The sequence below is a fragment of the Bradyrhizobium sp. SZCCHNR1015 genome, from assembly GCF_032489875.1.
Classification (GTDB): Bacteria; Pseudomonadota; Alphaproteobacteria; order Rhizobiales; family Xanthobacteraceae; genus Bradyrhizobium.
Genome location: NZ_JAUEYW010000017.1, coordinates 94,521 through 109,583 on the forward strand (window position 1 = coordinate 94,521; position 15,063 = coordinate 109,583).

13 protein-coding genes are annotated in these 15,063 nt (G+C 66.6%); 8 read left to right on the top strand and 5 right to left on the bottom strand.

The annotated features are described in order from the left end of the window. Window positions 1-5 precede the first annotated feature (5 nt). Genes QX128_RS27260 through QX128_RS27270 form a run of 3 tightly spaced genes read left to right on the top strand, consistent with a single transcriptional unit; the run spans window position 6 to window position 3,042 of the window. Window positions 6-1,151, top strand: a complete 1,146-nt coding sequence (locus tag QX128_RS27260; RefSeq protein ID WP_410053188.1) for an 8-amino-7-oxononanoate synthase — start codon at window positions 6-8, stop codon at window positions 1,149-1,151. Next, entirely contained in the window at window positions 1,148-1,780 is a 633-nt protein-coding gene (bioD, locus tag QX128_RS27265) for a dethiobiotin synthase (RefSeq protein ID WP_316239022.1), read from the top strand. The genes QX128_RS27260 and bioD overlap by 4 nt, the downstream gene beginning before the upstream one ends. After that, complete coding sequence (locus QX128_RS27270) at window positions 1,777-3,042, top strand: adenosylmethionine--8-amino-7-oxononanoate transaminase (protein WP_316239023.1); 1,266 nt, start codon at window positions 1,777-1,779, stop codon at window positions 3,040-3,042. Before bioD ends, QX128_RS27270 begins: the two co-directional genes overlap by 4 nt. A gap of 107 nt (window positions 3,043-3,149) precedes the next feature. Here QX128_RS27270 and QX128_RS27275 read toward each other — a convergent pair whose 3' ends face one another. Continuing rightward, window positions 3,150-4,220 (bottom strand): glycosyltransferase family 4 protein, encoded by a 1,071-nt coding sequence (locus QX128_RS27275; RefSeq protein ID WP_316239024.1) that lies wholly within the window; start codon window positions 4,218-4,220, stop codon window positions 3,150-3,152. Between the two features lie 292 nt (window positions 4,221-4,512). Here QX128_RS27275 and QX128_RS27280 point away from each other — a divergent pair, with 292 nt between their 5' ends. The 4 genes from QX128_RS27280 (at window position 4,513) to QX128_RS27295 (ending at window position 10,479) form a co-directional block, all read left to right on the top strand. Further along, on the top strand, window positions 4,513-6,276 hold the full coding sequence (locus QX128_RS27280; RefSeq protein WP_315802488.1) for an ABC transporter ATP-binding protein: 1,764 nt from the start codon (window positions 4,513-4,515) through the stop codon (window positions 6,274-6,276). Between the two features lie 72 nt (window positions 6,277-6,348). Beyond that, window positions 6,349-8,550, top strand: coding sequence for an amylo-alpha-1,6-glucosidase (locus QX128_RS27285; RefSeq protein ID WP_316183538.1), 2,202 nt, complete (start codon window positions 6,349-6,351; stop codon window positions 8,548-8,550). A 47-nt stretch (window positions 8,551-8,597) separates the two neighbouring features. Then, the gene (locus QX128_RS27290) at window positions 8,598-9,056 is read left to right on the top strand and encodes a PRC-barrel domain-containing protein (protein WP_316218388.1); all 459 of its coding nucleotides are present in this window, start codon (window positions 8,598-8,600) and stop codon (window positions 9,054-9,056) included. Window positions 9,057-9,153: 97 nt separating this feature from the next. Continuing rightward, entirely contained in the window at window positions 9,154-10,479 is a 1,326-nt protein-coding gene (locus QX128_RS27295; protein ID WP_316239025.1) for an MFS transporter, read from the top strand. Window positions 10,480-10,493: 14 nt separating this feature from the next. Here QX128_RS27295 and QX128_RS27300 read toward each other — a convergent pair whose 3' ends face one another. The 4 genes from QX128_RS27300 to fixL form a co-directional block, all read right to left on the bottom strand. After that, window positions 10,494-11,201, bottom strand: coding sequence for a helix-turn-helix domain-containing protein (locus QX128_RS27300; RefSeq protein WP_315802551.1), 708 nt, complete (start codon window positions 11,199-11,201; stop codon window positions 10,494-10,496). Window positions 11,202-11,313: 112 nt separating this feature from the next. Continuing rightward, on the bottom strand, window positions 11,314-11,718 hold the full coding sequence (locus QX128_RS27305) for a response regulator (protein WP_316183541.1): 405 nt from the start codon (window positions 11,716-11,718) through the stop codon (window positions 11,314-11,316). 77 nt (window positions 11,719-11,795) lie between these two features. Next, entirely contained in the window at window positions 11,796-12,413 is a 618-nt protein-coding gene (gene fixJ, locus QX128_RS27310) for a response regulator FixJ (protein ID WP_315802492.1), read from the bottom strand. Then, on the bottom strand, window positions 12,406-13,929 hold the full coding sequence (gene fixL, locus QX128_RS27315; RefSeq protein ID WP_410053186.1) for a sensor protein FixL: 1,524 nt from the start codon (window positions 13,927-13,929) through the stop codon (window positions 12,406-12,408). Before fixL ends, fixJ begins: the two co-directional genes overlap by 8 nt. A 271-nt stretch (window positions 13,930-14,200) precedes the next feature. Between fixL and QX128_RS27320 the strand changes: the two genes are divergently transcribed. Further along, window positions 14,201-15,034 (top strand): universal stress protein, encoded by an 834-nt coding sequence (locus QX128_RS27320; RefSeq protein ID WP_316239026.1) that lies wholly within the window; start codon window positions 14,201-14,203, stop codon window positions 15,032-15,034. The last annotated feature ends 29 nt before the right edge of the window (window positions 15,035-15,063 follow it).

The following is a 15,063-nucleotide window of genomic DNA, read 5'->3' on the forward strand; positions in this document are numbered from 1 at the left end:
TGTCCATGCTGTCCGACAGGTTGGCGATCTATTCCGACGGCCTGCAGAGGCTCGCGGCCGATGACCGGTTGCGGCAGCTCACTCCACCGGCCGGTCTCGATTTCTCCTCCAACGACTATCTCGGACTGGCGCAGGCGCCGCGCATCAAGCGCGCCGTCGCCGCGGCCATGGAGGCCGGCACGCCGGTCGGCGCCGGCGGCTCGCGCCTGCTGCGCGGCAATTGCGATGAGCACGAACGGCTCGAGGCGCAGGCCGCGCGCTTCTTCGGTGCCGAGCGCGCGCTGTTCTTCGGCTCCGGCTACATGGCGAATTTCGCCGTGCTCACCACATTGCCGCAACGCGACGACCTGCTGGTGCTCGATGCGCTCGTTCATGCGAGCACCCATGAGGGCGCGCGTGCCGGTCGCGCCGAGACGTGCCAATTCATCCACAACAACGCGCAGTCGGCCGAGGACGCGATCCTGACCTGGCGCAGGGACGGCGGTGTCGGCCAGCCCTGGATCGTCGTCGAAAGCCTCTACAGCATGGACGGCGACCTCGCGCCGCTGGTGGATTTGATGGCGATCGCCGAGCGACACGATGCCTTTCTGCTGATCGACGAGGCCCACGCGACCGGGGTCCACGGCGCGCAGGGCCGCGGCCTTGCCGCAGCCTATGAGGGACGCGAGAGCGTCGTCACCGTTCACACCTGCGGCAAGGCGTTGGGCGCGGCCGGCGCGCTGGTCACCGCGAGCGGCGTGCTGTGCGACACGCTGATCAATCGCTGCCGGCCCTTCGTCTTCAGCACCGCGCCGTCGCCGCTGATGGCGGTGGCGGTGCTCGAGGCGCTTGCGATCTTGCGCGACGAGCCGGAGCGGCAGCAGCGGCTGGCGCAGCTCGTTGGCTTCGCCCATCGCGCGATCGACGCGCGCTTCGGTGAAAGCTGGTCGCCGTCGCAGATCATTCCCTGCGTGGTCGGCGACAATGCGCGCGCGATGAGCCTGGCTGCCGCGCTGCAGGCGCGAGGCTTCGACGTCCGCGGCATCCGGCCGCCGACGGTGCCGCCGGGCACGGCGCGGCTCAGGCTGTCGCTGACCTTGAATGTCGACGAAGCAGCAATTGCCATGCTGCTCGATGCGCTCGCCGACGAGATCGGGAGGCCGCGGGCATGACGCCACGCATCGTGGTCACCGGCACCGATACCGGGATCGGCAAGACGGTGTTCGCGGCCGGCCTCACGGCGCTGCTGGGGGCCTGCTATTGGAAACCGGTCCAGGCCGGCCTTGCCGAGGAGACGGACTCCTGCCGTGTCCAGCGGCTCGCCGAGCTTGGCGACGATCGCGTGCTGCCCGAAGCCTATCGTTTGCCGGAGCCGGCCTCGCCGCATCGCGCGGCCCGCCTCGCAGGCGTCAGCATCGATCCGCTCAGCCTGCGTCCTCCGCAGTCCGTCGGCCGGCCTGTCGTGATCGAGGGGGCCGGCGGGGTCATGGTGCCGCTCGATTCCCAGACGCTCTATCTCGATGTCTTCGCGCGATGGCAATTGCCGGTCGTGCTCTGCGCGCGCACCAGCCTCGGCACCATCAATCACTCGCTGCTGTCGCTGGCGGCGCTGCGCAGCCGCCGCATCGGCGTGCTCGGCATCGCCTTCATCGGCGACGGCCATGCCGACAATGAGGAGACGATCTGCCGGCTCGGGGAGGTGAAGCGCCTGGGCCGGCTGCCCTGGATCACGCCGCTCACGGCGCGATCGCTGCAGTACGTGTTCGCCACGCAATTCCAGCGCAGGGATTTCGAACCATGATGCGCAAGGCAACCTCGCCGATCTGGCATCCCTTCACGCAGCATGCGCTCCAGCCCGAGATGACGCCGGTCGCGCGCGGCGAGGGCGCCTATCTCTTCACCGCCGACGGCCGGCGGATCATCGATGCGATCGCGTCGTGGTGGGTGGTCACGCACGGCCATTGCCATCCGCCTATCGTGCGCGCGATTCAGGACCAGGCCGAGCGGCTGGATCAGGTGATCTTCGCCGGTCACAGCCATGAGCCGGCCGAGCAGGTTGCCGCGGGGCTGCTCGCGCTGGTGCCGCCGAGCCTTGCGCACGTGTTCTTCTCCGACAGTGGCGCCACCAGCGTCGAGGTCGCGCTGAAGATGGCGCTCGGCTATTTCAGGAACATCGGCGAGCCGCGCTCGCGCATCGTGGTGATGCAGCATTCCTATCACGGCGACACCATCGGTGCGATGTCGGTCGGCGCGCGCGGCGTGTTCAACGCCGCCTATGAGCCGCTGCTGTTCGACGTTGCCGTCATCCCGTTTCCGTCGCCGGGCAGGGAACAGGCAACTTTGGACGCGCTCGCTGCGCTGTGTGAGAGCGACCGGCCGGCCGCCTTCATCGTCGAGCCGCTGGTGCTCGGCGCCGGCGGCATGCTGATGTATCCGGCCGCGGTGCTGCGCGAGATGCACCGGATCTGCAAGGCGTTCGGCGTGCTTTTCATCGCCGACGAGGTCATGACCGGCTGGGGCCGCACCGGCACGCTGTTCGCCTGCGAGCAGGCGGACATCGCGCCCGACATCGCCTGCTACGCCAAAGGACTGACCGGAGGCGCGATGCCGCTTGCGGTGACGCTGTGCAGTCCGGCGATCTACGAGGCGCACTATTCGACCGACCGCGCCCGCACGTTCTTTCACTCCAGCTCCTACACGGCCAATCCCATTGCCTGCGCGGCGGCCAGCGCCAATCTCGAGCTATGGCGGCAGCCGCAGACGCGGGCCCGGATCGCCGCCGTCGCGGCCGCGCAGCAGCGCTGCCTCGACCGCTTGCGTTACGACGAGCGAATTTCCGCGCTGCGGCGTTGCGGCACCATCACGGCGCTCGATCTCCATGCCGACGAGCCCGGCTACCTCGCCGAGGTCGGTCCCAGGCTGCAGGCCTTTTTCCGCGACAACGACGTGCTGCTGCGTCCGCTCGGCCATACCATCTACGTCATGCCGCCATACTGCGTCACCTCTGGCGACCTCGAGGCGGTGTATGCCGTCATCGACGAGGCGGTCGACCACGTGCTCTGATGTCGCCGATGGACGAGTTCCAGCGCATGTTCGCCGGAGTGGGCTGCTATCAGCTGAGATGATCAGGAGGCCGGGCAGCTCAGTGCCCGGTCTCGGATTCGATCTACTTATTCAGCGCTGCTGACGAGACGGATGCGCGGCTCCGCCATCTCGATCAGGCTGCGATACGCCGCGAGATAGTCGAGCGCCATGCGGCGTGCGGTGAAGCGGCGTTCGAACTGCTCGCGCACGCGGGCGCGGCTCAGGCCGGACAGGCGATTGACCGCCGCGACCGCGCTCAGCTCGTCCTCGACGACGAAGCCGGTCACGCCGTCGTCGATCACCTCGGGAACCGAGCCGCGATTGTAGGCGATCACGGGCGTGCCGCAGGCCATCGATTCGATCATCACCAGGCCGAACGGCTCCGGCCAATCGATCGGCAACAGCAGGCCGAGCGCGCCGGACAGGAATTCCGGTTTCTCGTGGTCGCCGATCTCCCCGATATAGTCGACCAAGGGATTGTCCTTGATCAGGGGATGGATCAGCTGGTCGTAGTAATCTTGGTCGGCGCGGTCGACCTTGGCGGCGATCTTCAGCGGAATCCCACAGCGCATCGCGATCTTGATGGCGCGGTCGACTCCCTTTTCCGGGGCGATGCGTCCGAGCACGGCCAGATAGCTCGGCGTCACAGGCTTGGGCATCAGCAGCCGTTCGGGAAGCCCATGCAGCACGGTGCGCACCCAGTTCGCATTCGGCACCGGTCGGCGCTGCGAGTCCGAGATCGAGACGACGGGAACATCCTTGAAGACCGAAAATACCGGCTGATGCTCCGGCAGGTCGAGCCGGCCGTGCAGGGTTGTGAGGAAGGGGGTGGGTTGCCGGTGGAACAGGGAGAACGGGTAGTAATCGAGATGGAAGTGCAGGATGTCGAACTGTTCGTCGTCGCATTGCTGCCGTACGTTTTCGAGCATCACCATGTGAAGCGCGTTCGGATCCCTTACCGAGCCGTCGAGGCGCAGAGCCTTCGGCCATGTCGGAGAGAGTTTCGCCGATGTCTGCGAATCGCCGCTGGCGAACAGGGTGACGTCGTGTCCGAGGGCCACGAGCTCCTCGGTCAACCAATGAACGACCCGCTCAGTGCCGCCGTAGAGCTTCGGAGGCACAGCCTCCGTCAATGGAGCTACCTGCGCAATGCGCATCTCGTCGTCTCCTATTCGTGATCATGGATGAAGCCCCCTACCGAATGGCACCGGCACTGCCGAAGCGGGAACGTTGTCGCATGTGCGAAGTTCCCTTGCGCTGATCACTCTTTCTTCGACACAACGTGTTCCTCGCCGTCTCATTGATGCCATCCCTGATCCTCAACGCTGCGGCCGTCATTGTCGAAGGGCAGGGTTGCAGCGCGGCAGCGCAAGGAACCGGACAAACTGTTCATCGTTCAACTCGCCGCAACAGGTGTCGCAACGACGCGCTCATCTCAATGGGAAGATCATGGATCAGCTTTCAGGCTACGCGCACCGGCCCTTTCCTTTCGTGTTGCGCTATCTCATGAGGCGCCCTGCAGCGCATCTCATTATTCTGCTGTCCGTCGTCGGTGCAGTTGCCTGCTCGGTGGGCACGCAATATGGTGTGAAGTCGCTGGTCGACGCTCTCTCCTCCGGGCCGTCGCGTGACAGCAATGTCTGGACCGCGTTCGTGCTGCTGATGGCGCTGATTGCGACCGACAACATTCTCTGGCGCGTCGCGAGCTGGATCGCGAGCTCCACCTTCGTGCGCGTGACCGGAGATCTTCGGCGCGACATCTTCCGTCATCTCACTGGGCATGCGCCGAGCTATTTCGGCGATCGCCTGCCGGGAATGTTGTCGAGCCGGATCACGGCCACGTCGAACGCGGTGTTCACCGTCGAGAACATGTTCATGTGGAACGTGCTGCCGCCATGCCTCGCCACGGTCGCGGCCATCTGCCTGATCGGAACCGTGAGCGGCCCGATGGCGATCGGCCTGCTGCTGATCGCGGCCATGATGGTGGTGGCGATGTTCCGTCTGGCCGCCGCCGGCAAGCCGCTGCACGACGATTTCGCCGACAAGGCTGCGATGGTCGACGGCGAGATGGTCGACGTGATCTCGAACATGCCGCTGGTGCGCGCCTTCTGCGGCCTGCGCCACGAGCACGACCGGTTCGACGCGACCATCGACAGGGAGCTCGAGGCGCGGGGGCGCAGTCTCCGCTACCTCGAGAAGCTGCGCATTCTGCACGCCACGGTGACGATCGTGCTGACGGTCGCGCTCATGGCCTGGGCGATTTCGCTGTGGCAGCGGGGCGGGGCGACGACCGGCGACGTCGTGCTGGTCTGCACGCTCGGCCTTTGCATTCTCAACGCGACGCGCGATCTCGCGGTCGCGCTGGTCGACGTCACCCAGCATGTGGCGCGCATGAGCGAGGCGATCGCGACCCTGTTGCAGCCGCACGAGCTGCGCGATCACCCCGAGGCCGAGCCGCTGGTCAAGAGCGGCGCGGCGATCGCGTTCGACAACATCACCTTCCACTATCCGGGCGGCCACAAGCTGTTCGAGAATTTCACGCTGCGGCTGCAGCCCGGCCAGCGCGTCGGCCTGGTCGGTCAGTCCGGCGGCGGCAAGTCGAGCCTGTTCACGCTGCTGCAACGGTTCTATGATCCGCAAGCCGGTCACATCACGATCGACGGCCAGGACATCGCCAAGGTCACCCAGCAGAGCCTGCGTGAGGCGATCTCGGTGGTGCCGCAGGACATCTCGCTGTTCCATCGCTCCATCCTGGAGAACATCCGCTACGGACGTCCGAGTGCGACCGACGACGAGGTGCTGCGGGCGGCGATCGCGGCGCGCTGCGACTTCGTCGAGACGCTGCCGGAAGGGTTGCAGACGATGGTCGGCGATCGCGGCGTCAAGCTGTCGGGCGGGCAGCGCCAGCGCATCGCGATCGCGCGGGCCTTCCTCAAGGATGCGCCGATCCTGCTGCTCGACGAGGCGACGGCGGCGCTCGACAGCGAGTCCGAGGAGGCCATCCGTGAGGCGCTGAGCCGCCTGATGCGCGGCCGCACCGTCATCGCGATCGCGCACCGCCTCGCGACCTTGCGGAATTTTGACCGCGTGGTGGTGCTGAAATCGGGCAGGATCATCGAGGACGGCGCGCCCGACCGGCTGATGCAGGACGAGGGCCCTTATCGGGACCTCGTGACCCAGGAGATGAACCGGCTCGCCAAGTTCGCCGCCTGATCGTTGCGTCGGATCGCGTCGAGAACGTGCACTCTCGGTTGTCCGGGCACTTCAATATCGCATGAGGCCAACATGTCCGCCGAAGTCGCAAGCACACTGTCGTTGATCACCCGGACGGACGAGCCTGCCGAGCAGCCGTTCTACATTCCCATGACGGGGCCGGCGGCACGGCCGCGGCGCTCGCTCAAGCATGACGATACGTTCATCGTCCTCGACGGCCATGGCGACATCGGCGCCTCGGCCGGCGGACCGGACGGTCTCTTCAACGCCGATACGCGCTATCTCGCGCGCCTCGAATTGACGCTGGACGACGTTCAGCCCCTGCTGCTCGGCTCGAGCCTGCGTGACGACAACTCCGCGCTGACCGTCGATCTCACCAATCCCGACATCTACAGCCAGGGCCGCCTGGTGCTGCCGAAGGACATGCTGCACATCGTGCGGACGATCTTTCTCTGGCATGGCACGGCCTATCAGCGCATCGGGCTGCAGAACCATGGTGATCGCCACGCCAGCTTCGATCTCAAGCTCACGTTCGACAACGATTTTGCCGACCTGTTCGAGGTGCGGGGCTCGGTGCGGCCCCGCCGCGGGGTCGGCTCGAGCCGGCTGGTCGATCCAGGCGAGGTCGTGCTTCACTATCGTGGGCTGGACAATGTCACACGCACCACGGATATGAGCTTCGATCCGCGTCCGACCAGTCTCACCACCAATGTCGCGACCTATCATTTCGATCTTGCGCCGCAGGAATCTGCGTCCCTGTTCGTGGCCGTGATGTGCAACGCCAAGGCCGGCGAGCGGCCGGGGCGCTTCTTTCGGAGCCTGCTCGCCCATCGGCGCGAGATGCGCCGCTGCACGCACGGTGCCACCACCATCGAGACCTCCAACGACATCCTCAACGAGGTGCTGTGCCAGGCGGCGGCCGACCTCAACATCCTGATGACCGACACGCCGGAAGGACGTTATCCGTATGCCGGCATTCCCTGGTACTCGACGACGTTCGGCCGCGACGGGCTGATCACGGCGATGCAGATGCTGTGGGTCGATCCGCGCATCGCCCGCGGCGTGCTGCGCCGGCTCGCGGTGCATCAGGCGCGCACGACTGATCCGCTGGCCGATGCCGAGCCCGGCAAGATCCTGCACGAGATGCGCGGCGGCGAGATGGCGGCGCTGCGCGAGGTGCCGTTCGCCTGCTACTACGGCAGCGTCGACTCCACCCCGCTGTTCGTGCTGCTCGCCGGCCTCTACATCGAGCGCACCGGCGACATCGACACCCTGCGCGAGCTTTGGCCGGCGATCGAGCTGGCGTTGCGCTGGATCGACGGACCCGGCGATCCGGATCGCGACGGCTTCGTCGAATATCAGCGCGCCTCCGAGCAGGGCCTCGCCAACCAGGGCTGGAAGGATTCCTACGACGCGGTGTTCCATGCCGACGGCCGCCTCGCGGAAGGTTACATCGCGCTTGCGGAGGTGCAGGGCTATGTCTTTGCCGGCAAGCAGCTGGCGGCGCGTTGCGCCCGTCGGCTCGGCAAGGCCGAGATGGCGGACCGGCTCCAGGCCGAGGCCGCCCGTCTCGCGGAACGGTTCGAGGACGCCTTCTGGTGCGAGGATCTGAACACCTATGCGCTGGCGCTCGACGGCCACAAGCAGCCGTGCCGGGTGCGGACGTCCAACGCGGGGCAGCTCCTGTTCAGCGGCATGGTGCGCGAGGACCGCGCCCGCAAGCTCGCCGCTGACCTGCTGCGGCCGCATTTCTTCTCGGGCTGGGGCATCCGCACCGTGGCCTGCGGCGAAGCGCGCTACAATCCGATGTCCTATCACGATGGATCGATCTGGCCGCATGACAACGCGCTGATTGCGCTCGGCCTGTCGCGCTATGGCCTCAAGCATGCGGTTGAGCAGGTGTTCGGCGGCCTGTTCGAAGCGGCGTCCTACATGGATCTGCGCCGGCTGCCGGAGCTGTTCTGCGGCTTCCGGCGGGAGAAGCATCGCGGCCCGACGCTCTATCCGGTGGCCTGCGCGCCGCAGGCCTGGGCCAGCGCGACGCCGTTCACCTTGCTCGAAGCGGCCCTCGGACTCGAGTTCGACGCCGAGCGCGGCCAGATCCGTCTGCGCAATCCGCGGCTGCCGCCTTTCCTCGACTGGGTTGTGCTGCGCGATCTCCGGCTCGGCAGCTCGACGATCGACCTGCGCATTCGCCGCCATGGCGAGGATATCTCGATGGAGGTGCTGCGGCGGCGCGGTCAGATCCAGGTCTCGCTGGTGCTCGCGCAATGATGACGCTGAAACACACTCTTCGCCGGGCTGCTCGCAGTTGCCTCGTCATGCTGCCGCTGCTGATCGGTCCGTATGCAGGCGATGGGCATGCGCAGCAGCCGTCGCCGACACCGACTGCCAGGGACGCAGCGGCGCCCGCGAAGGAGCCGGCACCGCCGCCCTCGGTCACGATCCTCGGCGCGCGCGATGCGCATGGCGTGCTCGGCCGCGACGTGCGCAGCTCGACCGACGAGGACATGGGCCACATCGTCGATGTCATCGTCGATCCCACCGGAACGGTGCGCGCCGCGGTGATCGATTTCGGCGGCTTCCTCGGCGTCGGCAGCCGCAAGATCGTGGTCGACTGGACCGCGCTCGACTTCAAGCACATCGCGGAGAAGAGCGACCAGGTCACGCTCGACCTTACCAAGGAGCAGGTGAAGGCCGCGCCCGAATACAAGGAGGACAAGCCCGTCGTCGTGCTCGGCGCGTCCGGCAAGCTGTCACCCTGGGATTTCGATCATTGAGTTGATGCGTGAGATTGCCGGTCCGGCCTGCGCGTGCAGCGGAACACGGTGGGGGATGTTCTGTCCCGTCAGCCTCATGAGTTGAGAATAGAAAGCCATGCCGATTGCACGGCCGTCGAGATCACCTGACCGGGAGCCCGAGCCTGACGGCGCGGCAGAGGCGGGCGCGCGTCCGGATGCCGGGCAGGATCATGGCCCGACGACTGCGAGACCTGCGCCGTCGCGGCAGAGCCTGCGCGGGCTGGACTGGTTCATCTTCTTCCTGGCCGATGTGCAGACCGGCTTCGGTCCCTTCATCGCGGTCTATCTGACGACGCAGAAATGGACGCAGGCCCAGATCGGCCTGGTGCTGTCGATCGGCGGCATCGTCGGGCTGATCGGGCAGATGCCGGGCGGCGCGATCATCGATGCGGCCCGGTCCGAGCGCCGCGTCGCCGGTCTTGCCATCGCGACCATCGGCTGCTGCGCGCTCGCCTATGCCGCTTGGCCGATCTTTCCCGTGGTCGCGGGTGCCGCGACGCTGCATGCGGCGGCGAGCTGCGTGCTCGGACCTGCGATCGCGGCGATCAGCCTCGGCCTGGTCGGGCCGCGCGGCATGGCGGAGCGGCTCGGCCGCAATGCGCGATTCGCGTCGCTCGGCAACGGCGTGGCTGCGGCTGTGATGGGCACCTGCGGCTATCTGCTGTCCAGCCGCGCCGTGTTCCTGGTCACCTTCATTCTCGCCTTTCCGACGCTGATCGCGCTGTCGCGCATCCGCGAGCGCGAGATCGACGTCGCGCGGGCGCACGGCCAGGCCGATCACGAGGACAAGGAGGTCGCGCGGCTGTCGAACCTGCTCGGCCTGCTGCGCCAGCGCGCGCTACTCGTGTTCGCGCTCGGCGTGTTCCTGCTGCAGCTCGCCAATGCGGCGATGCTGCCGCTGATGGCCGGCGTGGTGACGACGAAATCGAGCGAGTGGGCGCCGATGCTGATCGCGTTCTGCATCGTGGTGCCGCAGGCGATCGTGGCGCTGACCTCGCCTTCGGTCGGCGCGGTCGCGCAGCAATGGGGCCGCAGGCCGCTGCTGATGCTGGGGTTTGCCGCGCTCGCGACGCGCGGCGCGCTGTTCGCGGTCGTGCACGATCCCTACGTGCTGGTGGCGGTGCAGATCTTCGACGGCGTCACGGCGGCCGTGTTCGCCGTCATGATTCCGCTGACGGTGGCCGACGTCGCCTTCGGCAGCGGACATTTCAATCTGGCGCAGGGAATTGTCGGGACGGCATCCGGGATCGGCGGATCGCTGTCCACCGTGGTCGCCGGCTTCGCCAGCGACCGCTACGGCAGCGCCACTGCATTCATGGGTCTGTCAGGCGTGGCGCTGACAGGTCTTCTCTTGATCGCGCTCTTGATGCCGGAGACCGGGCAGCGCGAGCGCAGGGCATGAACGGGTAGGGCGCCTCAGGCGTCCATGCTGCGCAGGCGCTGGCGGTTGCGCAGCACGATCTGGCGGGCACCGGAGAAACCGAGAACGCCCTGGCTGTGCAACTGCGACAGCGCGCGCGACACGGTCTCCAGGGTCAGGCCGAGATAGTCGCCGATATCGCGGCGGCACATCGGCAGCGCCATCATGCCGGCGACGGCGAGGCGGCGGTCCATCTCGAGCAGGAAGGTCGCGACGCGCTCCATCGCGGTCTTGCGGCCCAGCAGCAGCATGTGGTCCTCGGCATGGCGGAGATCGCCGGCCGTCATGGTCCAGAGCTTGCGGGCGACCGCGACGTCGACACCTGCGGCCTGTTCGAGGCTGCGGCGCTTCACCAGGCGCACGGTGGTGTCGATGATGGCTTCGGCGGCGAGACGGTGCATCGAGCCGAATTCGAGGCCGAAAACGTCACCGGGAAGATGGAAGGCGCCGATCTGGCGGCGGCCGTCGGAGAGCAGCTTGTAGCTGCGAACGGCGCCGGAGATCACCTGGTAGACGTACTCGGCCGGCTCGTCCTCGCCATAGATCTCCTCGTCCTTCTTGTAGGAGAACTCGCTGGCGATCAGCCCGGCATGACCGGTGATCTCGGCAAAGGGATTGGCGGCAGGAGAAGGGACGACAGCAGAGGGGACGGCGTGGGGGGCGTTGGTGGTGACGACCGGGTGGGTAATCGACTGATTGAGCATGACCATCTCCTTGCGGCGGATGGCGATGTGGTACATTGCGGCTCCCGTTAAGGACATTTCGGCCGTTATCTTAAGGGGGGTCCCTTACGTAGATGTACGTAGGCCGGCCGGGTCAGACGACGCGCTGGGCGGTACCGGAATGGTCGTTGGCGATCGCCTTGCGGATCCGCTTCACCAGGTTGTCGTCGAGCAGCGGCTTGAGCAGGAAATCCTGGATCCCGACGGCCGCCGCACGCGCCGCAAGCCGGTCATCGTAATGGCCGGTGATCAGCACCACCGGAGCGGTGGCTCCCTGCTGACGCAACCGTTCGGCGAGCTCGACCCCGTTGATCTCCGGCATCTTGTAGTCGACCACGAAGCAGTCGACGGTCGCATGGTCGGACGCCTTGAGCAGCGCGGTGCCGCTGCGAAACGTGCGCACGTCGAAGCCGTCGGCCTCCAGCAGAAAGCGCAGCGAGCCGAGGACATCAGCATCGTCGTCGGCCACGTAGACCGTGAGTTTTGTGTGAGCCGACATCGCACGTGCCGCGAGAATGTGATGTTGAACCGAGGCACAACATAACACTCGATTCTGTCAAGGTAGCTTGATCTAGCTCAATCCTTCAGCGCGCCTGCGCGCATCGCCAGACGCACCAGCTCGGAGAGGCTGTTCGCTCCCATCTTGGTCATCACGTTGGCCCTGTAGACCTCGATGGTGCGCGGGCTGATGTCGTATTCGCGCGCGATCAGCTTGTTGGAGAGGCCGGCCATCAGCCCATCCATCACTTGGCGCTCCCGGGGGCTCAGGCTGGCGACGCGCGCCAGGATGTCCTGCGTGACCGATTCGTTCTTCGCGGCCGGCTCGGCCTGCTGGATTGCCGTTTCGATCATGGCGACCAGTCGCTCGTCCTCGAACGGCTTCTCCAGAAAATCGATCGCGCCGAGCTTCATCGCTTCGACCGCGAGCGGCACATCGCCATGGCCGGTCATCACCAGGATCGGAAAGCTGCTGCCGGCGGCCTTCATGCGCTTGAGCAGCTCGATGCCATCGATGCCGGGCATCCGCACGTCCGAGACGACGCAGCCGAAAGGGAGCATCGGCAGTCGGCCGAGGAAGACCTCCGCGTTCTCGAACAGCGTGACGTCAAAGCCTGATGAATCGAGCAGGAAGTTCAGCGAGTCCCGCATCGCCTCGTCGTCGTCGATCACATAGACCTTGGCCTGTTCAGCCATCGTGCTCAACCTTGGTTGGGGCAGCCGGCAGGGTGAAGCGGAACGTCGCGCCGCCCGCTTCGTTGTTCTCGGCCCACATGCGCCCGCCATGGGCCTCGATGATGGACCGGCTGATCGAGAGGCCGACTCCCATTCCGGTGTCCTTGGTGGTGAAGAAGGTCTTGAAGAGGTTGGGCATGACGTCGTCGTGGAATCCCGTTCCGGTATCGGACACCGCAACCTCGATCAAGTCGTCGCTGATCTTGCGATTCGTCGCACTGAGCTCGCGGCGTGCGGAATGAGACATCGCCTCGAGCCCATTGCGGAACAGATTGACCAGGACCTGCTGAATCTGGACCCGGTCGGCGAGCACGAGATCGGCATCCGGATTGAGTTGGAAGCGCAGCTGGACGTTCTGCTCGCGGGCGCCGGAAAGGCCGAGCGCGCCGGCTTCCTCGATCAGCTTCGACAGGCTCTCGACCCGCTTCTCCGATTCGCCGCGCGAGACGAAGTCGCGCAGACGGCGGATGATCTGGCCGGCGCGAATCGCCTGCTCGGCGGCGCGCTCCATCGCGCTCTCGATCTTGGGCGTGTTCGGATCGCTGCTGCCGGCCAGCAGCCGGCGCGAGCCTTTCATGTAATTGCTGATCGCGGCGAGCGGCTGGTTCAGCTCATGGGCCAGCGCCGAGGCCATCTCGCCCATGGCGCTGAGGCGCGACACGTGGACCAGCTCCGACTGCAGTTCGCGCAGCCGTGCCTGGGTCTGCTGATGCTCGGTGAGATCATGGGCGAAGCCGGTGAAATAGGGCTTGCCGCCGGACTGCATCTCGCCGATCGACAGATGCATCGGGAACGTCGTGCCGTCGCGGCGGCGGCCGGTCACGATGCGGCCGATGCCGATGATACGGCGCTCGCGGCTGGCATGGTAGCGGGTGAGGTAGCCGGCATGGCGCGAGCGGTCCGGATCGGGCATCAATTCGCTGACGTCGAGGCCGACCGCTTCTGCCTCGGTGAGGCCGAACATCCGCTCCGCCGCGGAGCTGAAGAACTGGATCGTGCCGCTGCCGTCGATCACGATCATCGCGTCCGGCACGGTGTCCAGGATCGAGCGGAAATGCTGCTCGCGCAGCCGCAGCGTCTCCTCCAGCCGCTTCTCCTGGTCGATGTCGAGGGCGATGCCGCGCAGATGATGCGGCGTGCCGGCCTCGTCGGCGACCACGCCGGCGAGCACGCGAATCCAGTGCCCGCCGCCGGACACCTTGAACGACATGTCGAATCCGGTGCTCCGATGGCGCGAATCCTCGATCGCCGCCTCGACCGGCGCGCGATCCTCGGGCGCGAGCAGCGCCAGGAAGGAGCCGTAGGTCACCGGCTGATCGGCCGCCACGCCGAACAGCTTCCGCGTCGTCACCGACCAGTAGAACTCGCCCGAGGCCAGATCGAGATCCCACGCGCCGAAGCCCAGCCTCCGAGCGTCCTCGGGAGCGTCCTCGGGCCTGGCGGATGCATCCGGGAAGGGGTGGGTGAAGTCGCGCAATTCTAAGCCTTTGATCGATTCGCCGTTATCCGATTCGCCGTTACCGCCGCAGCCGGGAGGCCGACCACCGCGGTATCCTATACCAGATTGCGCCGTTGCAACCCGGGCCGACTTAAACTTTGGTTCGACAATTCAAGGCTTTCTCCGATCCTGGGTCGGGTTGCAACGGTGTCCTGCCGTCCATGCTCCCGCGCCGCACCTTGATCTATCTCATCACGGCAGGCGATTTCACCTCTAAGAGTTGCATGGAAGCAATGTTTGGAGAGGCGGGATGACGTTCGCGACTGTCATGGTGAGCCTTGCGCTCAGTCAGCCGAATGAGGCCCGCCTTCGGGTCGCGGCCGACCTGGCGGCGCGCTTTGACGCAGCTGTCATCGGCGTTGCGGCCGCGGAATTCGCGCCGCCGCTGTACTTCACGACCGGCGAGCAGGCGCAGGATCTGATCGAGCAGGGTGAGGCCGCGCTGCGGAATCGACTGGCCGAGCTCGAGCAGGAGTTCCGCACCGCAGTGGGTGACCGGGCTGCGTCGTTGAGCTGGCGCAGCGCCGTGGATTTCCCCGCGCGCTACGTGCTGGCGCAGGCCCGTGCCGCCGACATTCTCGTCACCGGCGGCGTGCCGCCCGGGGTGTCCGATGCGTTCGCGGTGGCCAATCCCAAGGATCTTGTCATGCAGGCCGGGCGCCCGCTGCTCGTGGTGCCGGACAACGTCAGCAGCCTCGATCTCGGGACCGTGCTGGTGGCCTGGAAGGAGACACCGGAGGCGCGCCGCGCTTTGGCCGATGCCCTGCCGCTGCTCGCCACGGCGAGCGGCGTCGTGGTCGCCGAGATCCCGGAGAACACATCGGAATATGACGCCTGCGAGGCGCGTCTTGCGGACGTTGTCGCATGGCTCGGCCGTCACAAGATCGTCGCATCGGCACGCATCGCGGAACCGGGGCCGGGGCGCAACGTTGCGGCTACGCTCGACGCCGTCGCCGCCGATGTTTCGGCCGGTCTCGTCGTGGCGGGCGCCTATGGCCATTCCCGATTCCGCGAGCTCGTGCTCGGCGGGGTCACCGAGCATCTGATGACGCGCAGCGAGCGTTGCGTTCTGCTGTCGCACTGAAATTCGACCCGCTTCATTCGAGAACAGGA

What these genes read in the sequence shown, in the direction of transcription:
- QX128_RS27275 (WP_316239024.1), bottom strand. Translation starts at nt 4,220, where the DNA reads ATGCGCATTGCGCAGGTAGCTCCATTGACGGAGGCTGTGCCTCCGAAG.
- QX128_RS27280 (WP_315802488.1), top strand. Translation starts at nt 4,513, where the DNA reads ATGGATCAGCTTTCAGGCTACGCGCACCGGCCCTTTCCTTTCGTGTTG.
- fixJ (WP_315802492.1), bottom strand. Translation starts at nt 12,413, where the DNA reads ATGGCTGAACAGGCCAAGGTCTATGTGATCGACGACGACGAGGCGATG.
- bioD (WP_316239022.1), top strand. Translation starts at nt 1,148, where the DNA reads ATGACGCCACGCATCGTGGTCACCGGCACCGATACCGGGATCGGCAAG.
- QX128_RS27260 (WP_410053188.1), top strand. Translation starts at nt 6, where the DNA reads ATGCTGTCCGACAGGTTGGCGATCTATTCCGACGGCCTGCAGAGGCTC.
- QX128_RS27270 (WP_316239023.1), top strand. Translation starts at nt 1,777, where the DNA reads ATGATGCGCAAGGCAACCTCGCCGATCTGGCATCCCTTCACGCAGCAT.
- QX128_RS27305 (WP_316183541.1), bottom strand. Translation starts at nt 11,718, where the DNA reads ATGTCGGCTCACACAAAACTCACGGTCTACGTGGCCGACGACGATGCT.
- QX128_RS27285 (WP_316183538.1), top strand. Translation starts at nt 6,349, where the DNA reads ATGTCCGCCGAAGTCGCAAGCACACTGTCGTTGATCACCCGGACGGAC.
- QX128_RS27300 (WP_315802551.1), bottom strand. Translation starts at nt 11,201, where the DNA reads ATGCTCAATCAGTCGATTACCCACCCGGTCGTCACCACCAACGCCCCC.
- QX128_RS27295 (WP_316239025.1), top strand. Translation starts at nt 9,154, where the DNA reads ATGCCGATTGCACGGCCGTCGAGATCACCTGACCGGGAGCCCGAGCCT.
- QX128_RS27290 (WP_316218388.1), top strand. Translation starts at nt 8,598, where the DNA reads ATGCTGCCGCTGCTGATCGGTCCGTATGCAGGCGATGGGCATGCGCAG.
- QX128_RS27320 (WP_316239026.1), top strand. Translation starts at nt 14,201, where the DNA reads ATGACGTTCGCGACTGTCATGGTGAGCCTTGCGCTCAGTCAGCCGAAT.